The sequence below is a fragment of the Dactylosporangium sp. CA-139114 genome (assembly GCF_050955725.1).
Lineage (GTDB): Bacteria > Actinomycetota > Actinomycetes > Mycobacteriales > Micromonosporaceae > Dactylosporangium.
In genome coordinates this window covers 7,395,538-7,413,334 of record NZ_CP192080.1, presented here as the reverse complement: position 1 = coordinate 7,413,334, position 17,797 = coordinate 7,395,538, and the positions used below count along the sequence as shown (strand labels likewise).

The following is a 17,797-nucleotide window of genomic DNA, read 5'->3' as shown; positions in this document are numbered from 1 at the left end:
GGCAGGTGCCGGCCGAGGAACTGCTGCCGACGGTGGCCGCGCGCACGCCGAACGGCGAGGTGGCCGCTCGGCTGCGTCTGCTCTGCCACCGGCCTCTGACTCGGCAGCCGGGGTGGGTCGCCGGCGAGCTGCGCCATCGTCGGCGGTATCGTCGCCGCCCGCACCGGACTGTCCGAAGTACCCGACGAATGGCTCAGAGCTCGCGAACCGCTCCCACCGCTGTAGGCGGGACGTTCAGTCGCATGCCGGTAGACATGCGGCGATCGCCTCTGCACCTTGATCGGGTGCACGCCCATGCTGCGGCGGGAGCACGGCAACCGGCCGGCGCTCGTCACCGACGGTGAGTAGCCGGCCGGCGAAGCCGGAGCTTCCCGTCATTGCCAGAAGCGTGCGCCGGCCAGCCAGGGGTTGGTCTCGTCGGTTACGGTGACACCTCGGTCGGCGCACGGAGGGGCGACCTCGCCGTGTGGGAAGGCGACCGTCCAGACGAGCCGGACGCCGCCGCGACCTTCGCCGCCCTCTATGACCGGTACATCGGAGGAGACGACCCGAGGCGGATTCCGCCGACGCCGGCGATCAGGGCCTATGTGGAGTCGCTCCTCGATCGGTGGTACGAGATGGGCGACCCGCGCGACATCGATGACACGAGCCCGTGGTCGGATGCGCCACTGATGAACAACGCACACGGCCCGATCATCTACTTCGCGATGCGGTACAGCATGGCCGACGAGGTCTCCGCCGCCTGCGCTCAGATGGCCGCCGAACGCGGACTCGTCTGCTTCGACGTCCAATGGAACCAGCTCCGCCCGACCGCCGAAGAGCACCTGCCCGCTTGATCACGTTCCGGATCTGCCGCGATTCGCTCACTACGCAACGTCATGACTTGAGGATCGTCCGGCTCACTGACATGCCGATGAGCGCGCACCCGACCACCCGCCGACCGTAGTCAACCGACTGATCAGGAGCAGTCGAATCGGTAGTCGAACGGCCGGTCGGGACAGCTCAAGCAGACGAACAAGTAAATGCCGCCGACGTCGCCGAGCATCAAACCGGCCGGGTTCTGGATACGTCGCCATGGATGATGATCAGGGGCATCGAAGCCCCATCCGTCCATCGCCGGGCGGTCCTGCAGGGGGATCCAACGCTTCTCATCGCCCCGACTGAACTCCCAGCTGGCCACCGTGATGAGATGCTCCATGGGCACGCCACAGCCGCATGTCGGCCAGTCCGGCACCTGGGTCCAACCAGGATAGCCGCCCACCTTCGTACCGGATGCGACGGCCAAGTCAGTCTCATACTGCCAGCCGGTCTCCCGCTCGATCCGCGCGACGTTGTCCCTGATTTGCAACCAGACAACCTCGGGCAGATCGCGGCTCGGGTACTCGGTGACGCGTTCCGGGTCCAAGACGCACGGGTCGGGCACGTACTGGGCGTCCGCCTCCTCGTCGGGCTCGGGCAACTCCTGCAGCCTGGCGCCGATATCAGCGCGGCGGCGCCACCTCAGTGCAGGTCGAGGCGAACTCCACGGTTGGTGATCGAACGGACACCACAGCACCTGCAGCATGTCCGTGCCGGCGGGAAACGGAAGCTCGGGAAGGTCTTCAGCCAACAACTGCAACACCGGGACGAGCGGCACCTCGGCCTCAGACGGCTGGCGGTCGAGGTGGTCGTACGGTTCCGGCCCATCGCATATCGGCCAAGGCTCCTGCACCGGCCACAGCAGCGGACCCCCCATCGAACTCTGCTCGACGGTCGGTGCTCCAAGCCTGGGATGCAGCCTTACGGCTGTCATGGCGAAAGGCACGACCTGCGGGAAACACCTCAGGGATGTCGATCGGGCTGGAAGCCGTGGTGCGCACGGCGATGATCATATGGCGATCCTTGGAGCCTGTGGCAACGCTTTCCCGACCCGCGTTGGCGCTCGGGCCATACTCGAATTCCTGCCCCGGCCCAACACCCCTTCACGAGGTTAGGCCGGCCTGAAGGCGGACCGGGCGACCGCGCGGCGGACGGCCTGCAGGGACTCCTCGACGTCGGCCTCGTCCGTCGACCAGTTGCTCACCGACACGCGCAGGATCGCGCGGCCGCGCCACGTCGAGCCCGACATCCAGGCGCGGCCGTCCTCCAGCAGGGCGCGGGTCACCGCGGCGGTGCGCTCGTCGTCGCCGAACGCGGCGCACACCTGCGTGAACACGACGTCGTTGAGCACCTCGGCGCCGTCGATGGCGGCGATGCCCTCGGCCAGCCCGCGGGCGTTGCGCGCGAACCCGTCGACCATCTCCGCGACCCCGCGCCGGCCCAGCGAGCGCAGCGCGGCCCACACCGGCACCCCGCGGGCGCGCCGGGACAGCTCGGGCACCTTCTCGAAGGGGTCGGCCGGCCCGCCGGGCCCCGCGGGCTCGATGAGATAGCTGGCCCGCACGCCCATCGCGGCGCGCAGGGCCGAGGGGTCCGCGACGATCGAGATGCCGCAGTCGTACGGCACGTTCAGCGTCTTGTGCCCGTCCGTCGCCCACGAGTCGGCGCGCTCGAGACCGGGCACGAGGTGGCGCAGCCGGGGCGACGCGGCGGCCCACAGCCCGAAGGCGCCGTCGACGTGCACCCAGGCGCCGTGGCGGTGCGCGAGCTCGGCCGCCTCGCCGATCGGGTCGAACGATCCACTGTGGACGTTCCCGGCCTGCAGGCACACGATGGTGGGCTCGTCCCCGCCGGTGCGCAGCGCCTCGGCCAGGGCGTCCAGCCGGATGCGGCCCTGCTCGTCGGCGGCCACGGGCGTCGGGGCGCCCAGGCCCAGGTACCTCAGCGCCAGATCGAGCGTGTCGTGCCGCTCCTCGCCGGCCAGCACGCGGATGCGCGGCGCCCCGAACAGCCCGTCGGAGTCGAGGTCCCAGCCCCGGCGCGCGAGCACGTGGCGGCGCGCGGCGGCCAGGCCGGTGAAGTTGGCCATCGTGGCGCCGGTGACGAACCCGACGTCGGCCCCGGCGGGCAGCCCGAGCAGGTCGAGCACCCAGCCGCCGGCCGCCTCCTCCAGCGCCGCGGTCGCGGGCGTCGGGTACCGCATCGCGGCGTTCTGGTCCCAGGCGCTCACCAGCCAGTCGGCCCCGAGCGCGGCCGGGAGCGTGCCGCCGATCACCCAGCCGTAGAACCGGCCGGACGGCATCGCCATCAGCCCCGGCTCGGCCGACCGCGCCAGCAGGTCCACGACCTCGGCCGGATCGGACGGCTCCTCGGGCAGCGCCCCGCCGACGGCCGGCGCGAGCTGGTCGGCGTCGGCGCGCGGGGGCACGGACCGCTCGGCGAGCGAGGCCAGCCAGGCCCGGGCGTGCGCGTCGGCCGCGGCGAGGGCGGCGTCGTAGGCGTCCTTGTTCGCACTCATACGTCCACTGTGCGCCCGGCGACGCCCGCCGTGTCGAGATCCACCCGCACTCCCGTGGACCGTTTAGGATGGGTCGCAGCGTCGCGGTGTACCCGGCAAGCAGACCGCCGAGGGCATGGAGGCGCGCAACCCTCCGAGGTCACCCCTTGTCCGAGTTCACCCCGCCGCGCGTCGCGGCCCTGGGGCACCAGCTCATCGAGATCCACCAGCACCTGCGGTCCCTGCTGGACGACATCGCCCGGCTCCCCGACTTCTCCCGCGAGCTGCGCGTGCACTGCCTCGCGTTCTGCGGCGCGCTCGAGCGGCACCACACCGGCGAGGAGCGCGGCATGTTCCAGGTGCTCGCCGAGCGCCACCCCGGCCTGCGCGCCGTCCTCGCCGAGCTGCGCCACGACCACGAGCAGATCGCCGCGCTCATCCGCCGCGCCGAGGCGAACCCCACCCGGGCCGAGCTCGCCGGGCTGGCCGCGGTGATGGAGTCGCACTTCACCTTCGAGGAGAAGCGCCTGACATCGGTACTGAACGAGCTGACACCGTGAACCGGGAAGTCTCCTGGGCGGTCGCCGGTCGCGGTGGCTAGGCCGTGTAGTCCCGCAGTGTCTGCCGCTGGCGGCCGAGCCCCTCGATCTCCAGCTCCATCACGTCGCCGGCGCGCAGATACGGCTGACCGGGCAGGCCCATCGCGACTCCCGCGGGCGTGCCGGTGTTGATGACGTCGCCCGGGTGCAGGACCATGAACTGGCTGACGTACCACACCAGGTGCGCGACGTCGAAGATCATGTCGGCCGCGACCTCGTCCTGCCGCGCCTCCCCGTTGACCCAGGAGCGCAGCCGCAGCGCCGGCACGTCGAGGCCGTCCGCGGTCACCAGCCAGGGGCCGAGCGGGTTGAACGTCTCGCAGTTCTTGCCCTTGTCCCACTGGCCGAGGCGCTCGAGCTGGAACTCGCGCTCGGAGACGTCGTTGCTCACGGCGTAGCCCGCGATGTGCGCGCCGGCGTCGGCGGGGCTGCCGAGGTACCGCGCCGCCGTCCCGATGACGACCGCGAGCTCGACCTCGTAGTCGGTCTTGACGCTGGCCTTCGGGATGCGTACGTCATCGTCCGGCCCGACCACGGTGTCGGCCGCCTTCAGGAACACGATCGGCTCGGTGGGCGGCTCGGCCCCCGACTCGGCGGCGTGCCGGGCGTAGTTCTGCCCGATGCACACGACCTTGCCGATGCTCGCCACCGGCGCCCCGATCCGGGTGCCGGCGGGGACGTCGAGGCGGGGGAGGGTGCCGAGCGCGGCGCGGGCGCGGTCGAGGCCGCCGCCGGCCAGGAAGGCGCCGTCGATGTCGCCGGTGACGGCCGACAGGTCCAGGTAGGTCCCGTCGTCGGCGACCACCACGGGCCGCTCCGCACCGGCGTTGCCGATCCGCGCAAGTCTCATGCCGGTCAAGCTATGCCCGGGATGGTCAAGTGGTCAAGCCAATCGTCGTGACCCCGGCGGCGGCCGCGATGCGCCGCAGATGCTCGGTCATCGCGGCGCGGGCGGCGTCGGGGTCGCGGCGGTCGATGGCGTCCACGATCGCCGCGTGCTCGGCCGCGGTGCGGCGCAGCACGCCCGGGCGGGTGGCGGTCACGGCCCGGCTCGCCCGGCCCAGCGCCGAGAGCGTCTGCAGCATCGTGGCGAGCAGCGCGTTGCCGGCCGCCTCCGCGACCAGGCGGTGCAGCGCCACGTCGGCGGCCACCCGGTCCGGCTCGGCCAGTGCCGCCCGCATCGCCGCGACCTGGCCCGCGTCCGCGCGCGAGGCGGCGAGCGCGGCCAGGGCGGGCTCGATCAGCAGCCGCGCCTCGAACAGCTCGTCGAGCGTGCGGCCGCTGAGCGACATCACGAACTCCAGCGGCTCCAGCAGGGCCGCGGTGTCCAGGGCCGCCACGTAGGTCCCGGACCCGTGCCGGCTCTCCAGGATGTTCAGGCTGACCAGGGACCGGATCGTCTCGCGCAGCGTTGGCCGGCTGATGCGCAGCATCTCGCTGAGCTCGCGCTCGGCGGGCAGCCGCTGCCCGGGCGCGAGCCGCCCGTCGACAATCATCTCCTGGATGAGCCGCACGGCCTCGGCGGCGGCGGAGGAGCGGTGGACCGGGGTGAACTCGGCGGTCACGGGTTTCTCCCAGATGACTTGGTGGCCTGGCCAGTTTAGGCGTATCGGCAATTTGGCACCGGCCTCTGTCGTGACCGCATGGAGCTGCCCGGCGGCCGTCTGCCGGAGTCGTTCGGCGCGCCGGCGTTCCCGGAGCCGAGGCCGTTCGAGATCCGGTCACGCCGCCCGGCCGGTCGCCCCGCCGCCGGCCGGTCACGCCGCCCGGCCGGTCGCCCCGCCGCCGCCCGGTCGCCCCGCCCGGCCGGTCGCGCCGACCGAGACTCCCGCCGCGCCCGCGATGCCGTCAACGCCGGCCGCGCCGCGCGGGAGGCGGCCCGCAGGCCCGCGGGCATGGGGGCGGTCAAGCGGCCGCCCGCGGTCCCCGCGCCGCAGCCGCCGCCGAAGCCCGCGGCGCGCAGGGCCGGCCCGGTGGCCGTCGCCCTCGTCGTGTTCGCCGTCGCCGCCGTGGCCGTCTGCCGCGCGGTGGCGCGCAACACCGGCGACGACGACGCCGCGGGCGGTGCGCCCGGCGCGGCCGCGACCACGGCTGCGGCCCGGGCGGCGGAGGCGGGGGCGCCGTCCGAGGTCGCGGGCCCCTGCCCGGCGATCGGGTTCCTCGGCGCCGACGGGCGCGGCCCGGACGCGCTGGACGCGCGGCGCGCGGTGCAGCCGGCGGTCAGCCGGCACAACGAGACCGGCTCCCCGGCGTGCCCGGTCCGGCTGGTCGGGGGCCGACACCGGGCACGGCGGCCCGGGGGAGGCTTGCCCCGCGCTCGCCCGGCTCGGCGACGACGTCATCGGGGTCGTCGGGCCGCTGCGTGACGCCGACGTGTCGCTGCGGGGCCGCGACTTCGAGCGGCGGGGCCTTCGTCACGCCGTGGTCGGGCGACCCGGCCTCCTCGGCGCTGGGCCTGACGGCGTTCCATCGCCTGTACCCGACCGACCTCGGCGCCGCCGCACGGCTGCTCAGGACCAGCCTCAAGGCCCGCAGGCTGTTCGTGATCCGCCACAACGCCGTCGGCGACCAGCACATCGCCGACCGGCTCCCGCGCAGCGCCGACGTGTCCGTCGCGGCCACCGTCCAGGTCGAGGCCGCCGCGAAGGACGACCGGGCCCTCGCCGAGCGGGTCCGCGCCTCCGGCCCGGGGCGCGCCGGACGAGGTGGCCTACCTGACCATCGCCCTGCGCGCGGCCGGCCTCGGCGGGCCGGTCCTCGGCGGCGAGGCCCTGCTCGATCCCGTCTACGCCCAGCTGGCCGCCCGGGCCGGCGCCGGCACGTTCGCGCTGGGCGGCTGCGCGGACGCGACCGGCGAGCCGTTCCTGGCCGCGTTCCGGCGCACGTTCGGCGCGGCGCCGGGCCGGCCCGCGGCCGCCGCGTTCGACCCGGCCACGCTGCTGCTCGACGCGATCACCGCCCGGGCCGGCTCGCGCGCGGACGTGCGGGCGGCCCTCGGCCGCGGCCCGTTCAAGCTCCCGCAGGGCACGTTCGCGTTCACCGCCGGCGCACGGCCATCTTCGCGTAGCCGGTGTCGTTGGGGTGCGGGGTCGTGAGCTTGGTCGGCCACTGACCACAACCCGTCCGTTCACGCCCGGTTCATGCGGCCGCGAGCTGATGTTCATCGATGTGATCGTGACGTGCGCCGCATTGTCGAGCCGCGGGTGCTCGGGGTCGCGGGCGGTCGTGCGGCACGTGCTAACGTCCGGCGACAGGTACCCCGACTCGACGCGGCACGCCGCCCTGACCTGCTGTGATGGGCCTAGATGACGACCGTTCGACCATTGTTGGTGGTCAGCGTCCACGACGTGGCGCCCGCGACCGCCGACGAGACCGCGCGCTGGTGCGCCGACGCCGACGCGCTCGGCATCCCGGTCTCGCTGCTGGTGATCCCCGGGCCGTGGCGCGGGATGGCGCTGGCCGAGCACGGCGACTACGCGGCGGTGCTGCGCGAGCGCGCCGCCCGCGGCGACGAGCTCGTGCTGCACGGCTGGTGCCACCGGGCCGGGCCGGAGGGGCGCCCCGTGCGCCGCGCCGTCGGCCGGGCCGTGGCCCGCGGCGCCGCCGAGTTCGCCGCGCTCGACGAGCGGCAGGCCGCCCGCCGCCTCGGCGACGCCAAGGGGGTGCTCGACCGCCTCGGGCTGCGCACCGCCGGCTTCACCCCGCCGGGCTGGCTCGCCTCGCCGGCCGCCGAGCGGGCGCTGGCGGGGGCCGGGTTCCGGTACACCACCGACCACTTCGGCGTGAAGGACCTCCGCGGCGCCGGCCCCACCCGTGCCCGGCGCGGATTCGCGCTCTCGCATCGCCCCGGGGGCACCGGGGAGCGGCTCGGCTCGGCCGTCCTGCGCGGCGGCGCGGCCTGGGCCACCCGCCGCCGCGGCCTGGTGCGCGTCGCGCTGCACCCCGACGACCTGCACCGGCCGCGCCTGCGCGACGACACGCTGCGGGCGATCGAGGGCGCGCTGAAGGCCGGCGCCCGCGCCACCACCTATGGCGCCGTCCTCGACGCGGCGGCGTCGTGAGGATCGTCCAGCTCGCGAACTTCTACACGCCGGTCTCCGGGGGCTTGCGCACGTGCGTGGAGCAGACCGGGCGCGGCTACATCGCGGCCGGTCACGAGCGCGTCACGCTGGTGCCCGGCCCCGAGGATCGCGACGTCACGCTGCCCGACGGCCGCCACCTCACCGTGCGCAGCCCGCTGCTGCCCGGCACCGGCGGCTATCGCGTGCTCACCGCCCGCCGCCGCGTGTGCGCGCTGCTGGACCGGGTCGAGCCCGATGTGCTGGAGGCCAACGACAAGCTCAGCATCTCCTGGCTCGCCCCGTGGGCGCATTCCCGGGGTGTACCGCTGGTGCTGGTCTCGCACGAGCGCATCAACGCCATCCTGCGCACCCGGGTGCCGCGCTGGTTCCCGCTGGACTCCGCCGCCACCGCGGCCAACCGCCGCCTGCACCGGCTCGTCGACCACATCGTGCTCACGTCGGCCTTCTCCGCCGCCGAGTTCGAGGTCTTCGGCCGGGAGAAGATCCACCGCGTCCCGCTCGGCGTGGACCTCGACACCTTCCGTCCGGTCGAGCGCGAGCCCGGCGTGCGCCTCGTGACCGTCAGCCGCCTGTCCGCGGAGAAGCACCCGGAGCTGTCCATCGAGGCCCTGCGCGAGCTGCGCCGCCGCGGCGTGCCCGCCACCCTCGACGTGATCGGCACCGGCCCGCTGCAGCGCCGCCTGACCCGCCTCGCCGTGGGGCTGCCGGTGCGCTTCCTCGGTCACGTGGCCGAGCGGGGCCGCCTCGCCGAGCTCGTGGCCGGCGCGGACATCTCGCTGTCGCCGTCCCCGGCCGAGACCTTCGGCCTGGCCACGCTGGAGTCTCTCGCGTGCGGCGTGCCGGTCGTGGTGCCGTCGAAGGGGGCCGCGGGCGAGCTGATCCTGCGGCCGGAGTCGGGCCGGGTCACCGACGGCACCGCGCACGCCCTGGCCGACGGCGTCGAGTCGCTGCTCAGCGCGCCGCCGCAGCGCCGTCGCTCGGACGCGCGAGCGGTGGCGGAGCAGTTTCCGTGGTCGGCGACGGTCGGCGGTCTGCTGGAGGTGTTCGCCCGGGCGGCGGGGCGCCAGCGCGTCCGGTAGCGAGCAGCGCCACGCCGGCGACGAGCAGCGCCGCGACGACGACCTGGCTCCAGGGCCACCACAGGGCGCCGCGCGGGCCCGCGTGGAAGACGGTCGCGTCGAACAGGGCGCTGGCGAGCGGGTCGGCGACGCTGATCGCGGTCAGCGCGGTCGGCAGCGAGCCGGCGGCGAACGCGTCCTGGGTGAGCAGGGCGCTCGCCGTGGTCGAGGCGGCCAGGGCCAGGATCGACCAGTCGTGGGCCAGGCCCCGGACGCCGTCGCGGGCCAGGGTGTCGGTGACGAGCACGACGAACACCGCGGTCAGGCACGTGCACACGCCGGCGGCGGCCCCGGCGAGCGCGCCGCGCAGGCGCGCCTCGGTGCGGGCCGGGAGCAGGTGCGCGACGACGATGCACGCGACCGTCACGGCCGCGGCGAGCCCCACCGCCGGGGGCACGTCGGTTCGCACGAGATCATGCGGCACCGCCGGGCGGGCCACGACCAGCAGCGCCAACCCGGCACACACGGCGACGGTGCCGAGCCAGGCCGTGGCCCGTGGCCGGCGGACGGTCAGCAGCGCGAACAGCAGCTGTGACACCAGCAACGCCTGCACGATCGTGAGCGATCCGAGGTGCAGCGCGAGCGCATGCGCGGCGAAGGCGAACAGGTTGAGCACCCAGCCCGCCAGCCACCAGCGATCCCGTACGAGCGCCCGGATGAGCAGGAACACCCGCACGGGCAGCGCACGATCGTGCACATCCGGCGCGCCCCGGCGGGCCGCGCGCTGCTGCATGGCCGCCGAGAAGGCGAACATGGCGGCAGCCAGAACCGACAGCACGACAGCGGACATGATCAGGGGTTGTACCGCAACCGCACGACCACCCGGCGACCGGCACATGGCCACGCGGTGTGCACAGGGGTCGGGTTCACGTTCATGACGCAGCTCATGCGCATCCACTCATGCGCATCCACTCATGCGCATCCATGGCGGGCAGCTGTGCGGGTGCGCCCTTGCCGGCCCGGCCCGCTTCCGACCTACCAGGACGGGATGGTCCACTACGCCTTCGATCTGGCGGTCGTGCCGTTCGCACCGGTGACCGTCCGACCCGCCGCGGCCGCCCGGTCGATCGCCGCCCCGACCGCGCCGACCCGGTCCGCGAGCAGCCCGACCGCGCCGACGGCCCGGCTCATCGGGTCGTCCCCGGCCCCGCCGAGCGCCTGCGCCCGGCGGTGGGCCGCCTTGACCTCCTCCCACCGCGCCGCCTGCCCGGGGGTGAGGCGGCCGCGCAGCTCGGCCAGCTTGAGCAGGTTCGCCTCGGCGCCGGTGGTGAGCGTCTGCGCCTCGCCGGCGTAGTGGTCGTCGATGGCCGCCTCCAGCTCGGCGTCGTTCATGACCGGCACGACCCGCTCGGCGAGCTTGTTCATGTTGCGGTACGAGCCCTGCAGCAGGAACGGCGGCTCGGTGCGCGACGCGTCGGCCTGGGCCGCGGAGGCGATGTACGCGCGGTTGGCCGCCAGCACCACCTCCTGCACCCGCAGCAGCTTGCGCAGCACGGCGAGCATCCGGTCCACCTCGACCGCCGGGTACGGGTGGGCGAGCTGGTCCGGCCGCACGGTGCCGTCGCCGCGGGCCAGCCGCACCAGCAGCTCGACGTCGCCGCGGTCCCGCGCCGACAGCGGGGCGAGGACGGCGTTGGAGGTCAGGGCGTTCTCGATGTAGCTCAGCGCGAACACCTCGTCCCGGCCGGTCAGCACGTCGCCGAGGTTCCACACGTCGGCGCGGTTGGCCAGCATGTCGGGGATCCGGAAGCGCCGCCCCGACTCGGTGTACGGGTTGGCGGCCATGCACACGGCGAACCGCTTGCCCCGCAGGTCGTATGTGCGCGTCCGGCCGTTCCAGACGCCCTCCATGCGCCGCTGGGCGTCGCACAGGGAGATGAACTTCTGCAGCAGCTCCGGCGAGGTGTGCTGGATGTCGTCGAGGTACAGCAGGACGTTGTTGCCCATCTCCAGCGCGAAGTTGACCTTCTCGATCTCCAGCCGGGCGGTGGCGTTCGGCGCCTCCGCCGGGTCCAGCGACGTCACGTGGTGCCCGAGCGCCGGCCCGTTCACCTTGACGAACGCGAGCCCCAGGCGGCTGGCCACGTACTCCATGAGCGTCGTCTTGCCGTAGCCGGGCGGCGAGATGAGCAGCAGCAGGCCCATCTGGTCGGCCCGCTTCGCCTCGCCCGCCGCGCCCAGCTGCCGGGCCAGGTTGTCGCCGATCAGCGGCAGGTACACCTCGTCGAGCAGCCGGTTGCGCACGAAGGCGCTCATCACCTTCGGCCGGCAGTCCTCCAGCCGCAGCCGCTCCCGCTCGCGCGCGGCCAGCTCGTTGCGGCGGCGCTGGTAGGCCCGGAAGGCCGGCACGCGTTCGAGCCGGAACCGCCGGGTGCGGTCGAGCACCTCGTCCAGCCGCAGCTCCATGCGGCGCCCCTCGATGCGTGGATGGGTGCCGAGCAGCCCCTCCACGGTCGCGGTGAGCTCGGCCGCCGACTCGCGCCGCGGCAGCCGGGGACCGCAGAGCACGATGGCGGCGGCCTCCTGCCGGTCCGGGCTGTCCGGGGCGAACGAGGTGAGCCACGCCGACACGAGCTGGCGGCGGGCGGCCAGGTCGCCCTCGAGGGCCCGCAGGTCCTCCGCGAGCTCGTCGGACGGCACGGCCCGCCGGAACCGGTCCAGCAATGCCCGCGCGCCCGCGCCGGTGACGAACCCGAAATCCGGCAGGGTCAATTCCTCGAACAGGTATGCGGCAGCCGACGAGGACGAGCCCATGGCCGACTGCAGCTGCGCGCACAGCTCGCCGATCGCGTCCGAGGGCCCGAACGCCGCCCGGGCCCGGGCCAGCGACCGCGCCCGCCGGGTCCAGGCCGCTTTCGCCTCGTCGCCGGCGCTGAAAGCCCAGAACAGCTGCGCCTCGGCGCGATCCGCCCCCGGATGGCGCAGGAGCCCGGCACCGGCGTCCAGCCGCCGCAGGACCTCGAGGATCAGCGCCGCGTCGTGGTCGTGCACGCCGCGCTCGTAGCCCTCGTCGTAGCGCTCGTCAGCCAGGCGCCGCACGGCCTGCAGGGATCCGCCTTCGGACGCGACCTCCAGGGCCAGGGCGGCCAGGTGCTCGGCGCGGTACACCTCGGGCGACTCGGAGGCGACGAGCTGCCCCCAGAACGGGCGCGCCGCGGCGATCTGCGGGTCGTCCACCGGTGCGCGGTAGTCGGTCGCGGTCACGGTGAACGCCAGCCCGTCGCCGTGCGGCACGAGCGTGAGGTCGATCGCCTGAGTGTTGACGGCGAACCGGTGGCGGCCGAGCCGGATGAGGCCGGCCGAGCCGTCGAAGAGGTCGACCCGGTCCCGCAGCAGCCGGCCGGCCTCGAGCCGGGCCCGCTGGACCCGCCCGTCCAGCTCCTCGGCGCGGACCTGGTCGCCCAGCTCGCGCAGCTCGCCGGCCAGGCGGCGGACCCGCGCGACCATCGGGTCGGTCGTGAAATACGTGTTGACCTCGTCGGCCGACGTCATGGCGGCGACCCGGCGCCCGATGCCGGCGAGGATCCGCTCGGCGGACTCGGCGAGCCGGTCGGCGCGGCGGGCCCGCTCGTCCAGCAGCGCCTGCCGGCGGGCCGAGAACGCCTCGTAGACGTCGGTGCGCTGGTCCGCGAGCCGGGCCAGGAAGTCGTCGGACTCGCCGAAGCGCGACTCCAGGTGCTCCAGCCGCAGCATGAGCCGGCCGAGCTGCTCGTCGCAGCGCTCGGGGGTGCCGGCGGCCGCGAGCGCGCCGGTGACGGCCTGCCCGAGCAGCGCGAACTCGGCCGCGAACTCGGCCCGCCCCTCGACGGCGAGCAGCTCGCGGCGGCGGGCGTCGAGGGTGGCCCGGGCCCGGTTGACGCCGCCGAGCACCTCGCCGATGCGGGCCAGGATGCCGACCCGGACGGTGGCGTCGGCGATCTCGAGGGAGCCGACCACCTCCGTGACGATCTGCAGCGCCTCCGCCTGCGCGGCCAGCCGCTCGCCGACCGGCCCCGCGTCGGCCACGGTCCGGATCGCCTCGGCGTCGGCGACCAGGCGCTCGACGCCGGTGTGGTAGGCGGCGAAGGCGTCCTCGTGCTGCAGGAACCGCACCGCCCGCCGGCCGGCCGCCGTGAGCTCCGCGCCGAGCCGGGCCTGCAGCGCGGCGACCCGCTCGGTGTCGACGTGGCGCAGCTCGGCCAGCGGCACCAGCGAGCCCTGGGCGCGGCGCAGGTCGGCCAGGCGCCGCACCCAGGCGTCGGTGTCGGCGGGCGTCTCGCCCTGGGAGCGGCGGATCAGCGACTCGATCCGCTCGCCCTGCGCGCCGAGGGCGGCGGCCGCCTCCTCGGTGAGCGCCTGCACCCGCTCGAACTCGCCGAGCACCTGCTCGGCGGTGTCGCGCAGCTCGGTGAGCGGGTGGCGCAGGTCGCCGAGGTCGGCCTCGCCGAGCCAGTGGTAGTGGTCGAAGGCGCGCCGGCACGCGGCGATGATCGCCTCGAAGACCGCCGCGGACGGGGCCATCTCGGCGACCATCCGGGCCACCGACAGGGCGTCGGAGATGCCGCGGACGAGGTCGGCGTTGCCCACCCGGTCCAGCGGCCCGGTCCCGATCGGCTGGGCGGCGGCGTACGTGTCCGACTGGTACGGCGTCTGCCAGACCTGCATGGTGTGGACCCGGGCCGGCTCCTCGGACTCGGCGCGGAAGACCACGAGGGTCCCGTCGTCGAACAGCGAGTAGCCGTGGCACACGATCGGGTTCTCGACCGCCTTGCGGATGACGTTGTACGGCAGCAGCAGCGACCGGCCGTCGGCCCGGGCGTGGAAGACGTAGAGCACGTCCTCGCCGTTGACGGACCGGATCACGCGCTCGAACTCGAGCTCGGCCACGTCGGTGTCGAAGGTGCGGGCGACGCCGGTGGCCAGGTAGTACCCGCCGGGGAAGATCAGGCCCTGGTCCTCCGGCAGGCGCTGGCAGCCCTGGCCGATCCCGTCGAGCCGCACGACCGCCCGGGTCCTCGTGTTGAAGACCAGAAAGCGATGGGCGTTCTCCTTGTACGGCCTGATGCGCAGCAGCACCAGGGCGCCGACGCGCGCGTAGCTCACGTCGGCGTCGGCGAGGCTCTGCAGCGGCTCGTCGACCGGCTCCCGGTAGATGCCCTCGCCGGTCTCGGTGTTGTTCTCCACCTTGACGGTCAGGTCCCCGCCGACGGTCTCGACGAACACCACGTCCTCGATGGAGATGTGCGGGTGCCGGCCCAGCACGTGCCGCTCGCGGCCGACCGGCGTCCACTCGAAGTCGTGCGACGGCGGGAACACGTGGTCGCGCTCGCCCCGGTTGTCCACATAGGACACGGTGCCGTCCGGGCCGACGGTCCAGCGCAGCACCTTGATGTCGTCGGTGCGCGGCCCGGTCTGGAAGACGGCGAGGAGCTTGCCGTCGAGCCGGCGCAGCTGCAGCAGCCGGGTGTCGCGGTAGTACTTGTAGACCTCGCCGAAGTCGCGCAGCAGCCGCGGGTCGCGCAGCAGCGCGTCGTCGTCGTCGCCGGTCGGCCGGTCGAAGCGGAACGCGTCGCCGTCGCGGGCGAAGCGGTGCACCGAGAACACGTCGTCGACCGTCGTCTCGGGCTTGAGGCCGATGAAGACGTTGTAGCCGAACAGCATCAGGCCGCCGACCGACACGATGTCGCGCGGGACGCAGTTGTGCTCGGTGCGGATGCGCTCGGTGCCCAGCAGCCGCAGCTGCGCGCCCCCGAACATCTCGGTCCGCCGCGCGTTGAGGGCCTCGGCCCGGCGCGTCAGCTCGGCCGCCTGGGCGGCGAGCCGGTCGCGCAGCACCTCGTAGGTGCCGGCGTCCAGGCTCGCCGCCGGGGCCGCTGCGGTCTTGTCGCTCACCGCCGCGGTCGCCGCGCTCACCGCTGGGCCGCGGCCAGGGCCGCGACCGGCTTGTCGGCGATGCCGAGCCGGTGGGCCGTGTCGAGCAGGTCGCGCAGCTTGTCGCCGTCGGCGCCGCCGCGCTGGATCTGCTGGGCCAGGAACGCCGACAGCGTCAGGTTGGACACGTCCGCGGTGCTCATCGAGCCGAGCACCCGCCCGAGGTCGCCGACCAGGTCGCCGTTGCCGTTGAGGTAGGCCGCGCCGACGCCCTGCACCACGTCGGAGTGCTGCACGAGCCCGTCGATGCTCTTGCCGAGCGTGATCGAGCCGAGCAGCTTGTCGAAGAAGACGCTGTCGCCGCCGACGATGTCGATGTTCGCCTTCTCCAGCCCCGCGGCCAGCACGAGCGCCTGCTGCTCGGCCACCTGCCGGTGCACGTCGATGCCGGCCAGGCGGATCTCCTTCTCCATCTCCAGGCGCAGGCGGTACTCCTCGTGCCCGCGGGACGCGGCGTCCATCGCGGCGATCGCGGCCGCCTTGTCGGTGAGCCCCTCGGCCTCGCCCTTGAGCTTGTCGCGCAGCGCGTCGGCGAGCGCGGACGCCTTCTCCCGCTCGACCGCGGCCTCGGCCAGGCCGGCCTTCTCGATCGTCTCGGCGCTCGCGACCGCCTTCTCGCGCTCGACCGCGGCCTCCGCCCGGCCGACCTTCTCGATCGCCTCGGCGTTGCGCTCGCGCACCTGCACGTCGGCCAGGCCGGCCGCGGCCGCCTCGGCCTGCACGCCCTCGGCGAGGCGGATCTTGGCCCGGGCCTCCAGCTCCGCGGTCTGCTGGCGGGCCTCGGCCAGCACCAGCTCCTCGCGGGCCTTGAACTTCGCCGCCTGCTCCGCCGCCTCGGCCGCCTTGATGCCCTTGACCAGGTTCTCCTGCGCCTCGGCCTCGGCCGCGATGATGACCGCCTGGCGGGTGCGCTCGGCCTCCTCGACCACGCGCAGCCGCTTGATGTGCTCCTCCTGCTCGGCGACGGTCCGCTCGACCGCGATGCGCTCCCGCACGACCTCGGCGATGGCCCGCTTCTCGGCCTCGACCTCCTTGTCCTTGGCGATCGTGCTCAGCTCGGTCTCCCGCTGCCGGGCGATGACCTCGAGCATCCGGTCCTTCTCGATGCGCTCCGACTCGATCGCGATGACCCGCTCGCGGTTCTTCTCGGCCACGGCGATCTCGCGCGACTTGTTCTCGTGCTGGATGCCGACCTGCTCGTCGGTGCGGATCTCCGCGGTCTGCGACTTGAGGCGCTCCTCGGCCCGGACCCGGGCGGTCTCGGCGTCCTCGCGGGCCCGCAGGGTGTCGACCTCGCGCCGCTGCTTGATCTCCGCCTCGGCCTGCCGCCGCTCGAGCTCGAGGATCGCCTCGCGCGCGTCGACGTCCTGGCGCTTGATCTCCTTCTCCTCGGTGCGCCGGTACTCGTTCGTGCGTACGTGCTCGATCGCGGTCAGCTCGGTGATCTTCCGGATGCCCTGCGCGTCGAGGATGTTGGAGCCGTCGAGGCTCGACAGCGGCGTCTGCTCGAGGAAGTCGATGGCCGCGTCCTCGAGGCTGTAGCCGTTGAGGTCGGTGCCGATGACCCGGACGATCTGGTCGCGGAACTCGTCGCGCTTGGTGTAGAGGTCGACGAAGTCCAGCTGCTTGCCGACGGTCTTGAGCGCCTCGGAGAACTTCGCGTTGAACAGCTCCTGCAGGGTCTCCTGGTCGCTGGCGCGGACGGTGCCGATCGCCTGGGCGACCTTGATGACGTCCTCGACGGTCTTGTTGACCCGCACGAAGAACGAGATGCGGATGTCGGCCCGGATGTTGTCGCGGCAGATCAGCCCCTCCCGGCCGGTCCGCTCGATCTCGATCGTCTTCACCGAGATGTCCATGACCTCGGCCTTGTGCAGGACCGGCAGCACGACCGCGCCGGTGAACGTGACGTCGACCTTGCTGACCTTCGAGATGATCAGCGCCTTGCCCTGCTCGATCTTGCGGAACAGCCGGCTGATGGCGATGAGCACGCCGATCGCGGCGAGCACGACCACGCCGAGCACGACGAGGAAGCCGGTGGTGAGCACGGTCATGAGAGCTCCCTGTGTCCGGGGGTGGGTCCAGTTGGAGCGGGTCCGTCCGGGCCGGGTCCGAGTCCGTCCGGGGCGGGGACGACCCAGAAGAACTCGCCGTCCCGGTCGTATTCGTAGATCACCGCGAGGCTGCCCGCGGCAAAGCGGTCGGCGCCGGTCTGGCGGACCTGGACGATCGCGCTGGAGCCGTCGCCGGCGGTGACCTCGGCCTGGCCGAACGACTCGGTCACGGTCCCGGTGCGAATCACGCACGAGCGCCCGACGAACGCGGTGCGGGAGTCGCCGCCCGTCGCCGGGGTGAGCCGCCGCAGCGGGATCGCGGCCAGCCGCGCCGCGAGCCACCCGGCCGCCAGCGCGACCAGCAGCACGGCCACGCGCGGCAAGGCGCCGTGGACGACGACCGAGCCGGCCAGGCTGACGAACCAGGCGACCGGCACCAGCACCGAGAGCCCGACCGCGATCGGCGCCCCGAGCAGCCCGGGCCCGGCGTCGAGCAGGTCGGTGTCGGCGCCGCCGAGGAGCACGACGAGCCAATAGGCGATGACGACGACGAGCAGGACGGTGAACAGGACGGTCGGGAAGCCGAGGATCGCGTCGAGAAACTCCATCGGCCCGTCCCGTCCCCCTTCGCTCGTGTGTCCGCATGGTGACAGGCCGCGTCAAGACCACCATCGCGATG

13 protein-coding genes and 1 pseudogene are annotated in these 17,797 nt (G+C 73.9%); 6 read left to right on the top strand and 8 right to left on the bottom strand.

The genetic code is table 11. From position 1 onward, the window contains the following. Positions 1-464 precede the first annotated feature (464 nt). Positions 465-836, top strand: a complete 372-nt coding sequence (locus ACQP2P_RS32935; protein WP_433607493.1) for a hypothetical protein — start codon at positions 465-467, stop codon at positions 834-836. Positions 837-958: 122 nt separating this feature from the next. Here the strand turns inward: ACQP2P_RS32935 and ACQP2P_RS32930 are convergent, their stop codons facing one another. Next, positions 959-1,735 (bottom strand): hypothetical protein, encoded by a 777-nt coding sequence (locus ACQP2P_RS32930; protein ID WP_433607491.1) that lies wholly within the window; start codon positions 1,733-1,735, stop codon positions 959-961. Between the two features lie 234 nt (positions 1,736-1,969). Then, complete coding sequence (locus tag ACQP2P_RS32925) at positions 1,970-3,376, bottom strand: pyridoxal phosphate-dependent decarboxylase family protein (RefSeq protein ID WP_433607489.1); 1,407 nt, start codon at positions 3,374-3,376, stop codon at positions 1,970-1,972. Between the two features lie 146 nt (positions 3,377-3,522). Here ACQP2P_RS32925 and ACQP2P_RS32920 point away from each other — a divergent pair, with 146 nt between their 5' ends. Further along, a complete protein-coding gene (locus ACQP2P_RS32920) occupies positions 3,523-3,915 on the top strand; it encodes a hemerythrin domain-containing protein (RefSeq protein WP_433607487.1) in 393 nt (130 codons plus the stop codon). Positions 3,916-3,952: 37 nt separating this feature from the next. Here the strand turns inward: ACQP2P_RS32920 and ACQP2P_RS32915 are convergent, their stop codons facing one another. Next, a complete protein-coding gene (locus ACQP2P_RS32915) occupies positions 3,953-4,804 on the bottom strand; it encodes a fumarylacetoacetate hydrolase family protein (RefSeq protein WP_433607485.1) in 852 nt (283 codons plus the stop codon). A gap of 25 nt (positions 4,805-4,829) precedes the next feature. Beyond that, a complete protein-coding gene (locus ACQP2P_RS32910; protein WP_433607483.1) occupies positions 4,830-5,519 on the bottom strand; it encodes a FadR/GntR family transcriptional regulator in 690 nt (229 codons plus the stop codon). 78 nt (positions 5,520-5,597) lie between these two features. Between ACQP2P_RS32910 and ACQP2P_RS32905 the strand changes: the two genes are divergently transcribed. From ACQP2P_RS32905 to ACQP2P_RS32890, 4 genes and pseudogenes are all read left to right on the top strand, one after another. Next, positions 5,598-6,320: a hypothetical protein gene (locus ACQP2P_RS32905; protein WP_433607481.1), complete on the top strand. Its 723-nt coding sequence runs from the start codon at positions 5,598-5,600 to the stop codon at positions 6,318-6,320. Between the two features lie 339 nt (positions 6,321-6,659). After that, positions 6,660-7,049 (top strand): hypothetical protein, encoded by a 390-nt coding sequence (locus ACQP2P_RS32900; RefSeq protein WP_433607479.1) that lies wholly within the window; start codon positions 6,660-6,662, stop codon positions 7,047-7,049. A 210-nt stretch (positions 7,050-7,259) separates the two neighbouring features. Beyond that, the gene (locus tag ACQP2P_RS32895; protein WP_433607477.1) at positions 7,260-8,015 is read left to right on the top strand and encodes a DUF2334 domain-containing protein; all 756 of its coding nucleotides are present in this window, start codon (positions 7,260-7,262) and stop codon (positions 8,013-8,015) included. Continuing rightward, positions 8,012-8,959, top strand: a pseudogene (locus ACQP2P_RS32890) (glycosyltransferase); the annotation flags it as partial. The gene ACQP2P_RS32895 and the pseudogene ACQP2P_RS32890, both read left to right, overlap by 4 nt. 28 nt (positions 8,960-8,987) lie before the next feature. Here the strand turns inward: ACQP2P_RS32890 and ACQP2P_RS32885 are convergent. The 4 genes from ACQP2P_RS32885 to ACQP2P_RS32870 all read right to left on the bottom strand — a co-directional run bounded on the left by ACQP2P_RS32885 (position 8,988) and on the right by ACQP2P_RS32870 (position 17,726). Then, positions 8,988-9,944: a DMT family transporter gene (locus tag ACQP2P_RS32885; protein ID WP_433607475.1), complete on the bottom strand. Its 957-nt coding sequence runs from the start codon at positions 9,942-9,944 to the stop codon at positions 8,988-8,990. A 206-nt stretch (positions 9,945-10,150) separates the two neighbouring features. Next, entirely contained in the window at positions 10,151-15,025 is a 4,875-nt protein-coding gene (locus ACQP2P_RS32880; RefSeq protein ID WP_433607473.1) for a DNA repair ATPase, read from the bottom strand. Positions 15,026-15,042: 17 nt separating this feature from the next. After that, on the bottom strand, positions 15,043-17,118 hold the full coding sequence (locus tag ACQP2P_RS32875) for a flotillin family protein (RefSeq protein ID WP_433607471.1): 2,076 nt from the start codon (positions 17,116-17,118) through the stop codon (positions 15,043-15,045). Beyond that, positions 17,115-17,726 carry a hypothetical protein gene (locus ACQP2P_RS32870; RefSeq protein ID WP_433607469.1) on the bottom strand — a complete coding sequence of 204 codons (612 nt, stop codon included), beginning with the start codon at positions 17,724-17,726 and terminating at the stop codon, positions 17,115-17,117. Before ACQP2P_RS32870 ends, ACQP2P_RS32875 begins: the two co-directional genes overlap by 4 nt. Positions 17,727-17,797 lie beyond the last annotated feature (71 nt).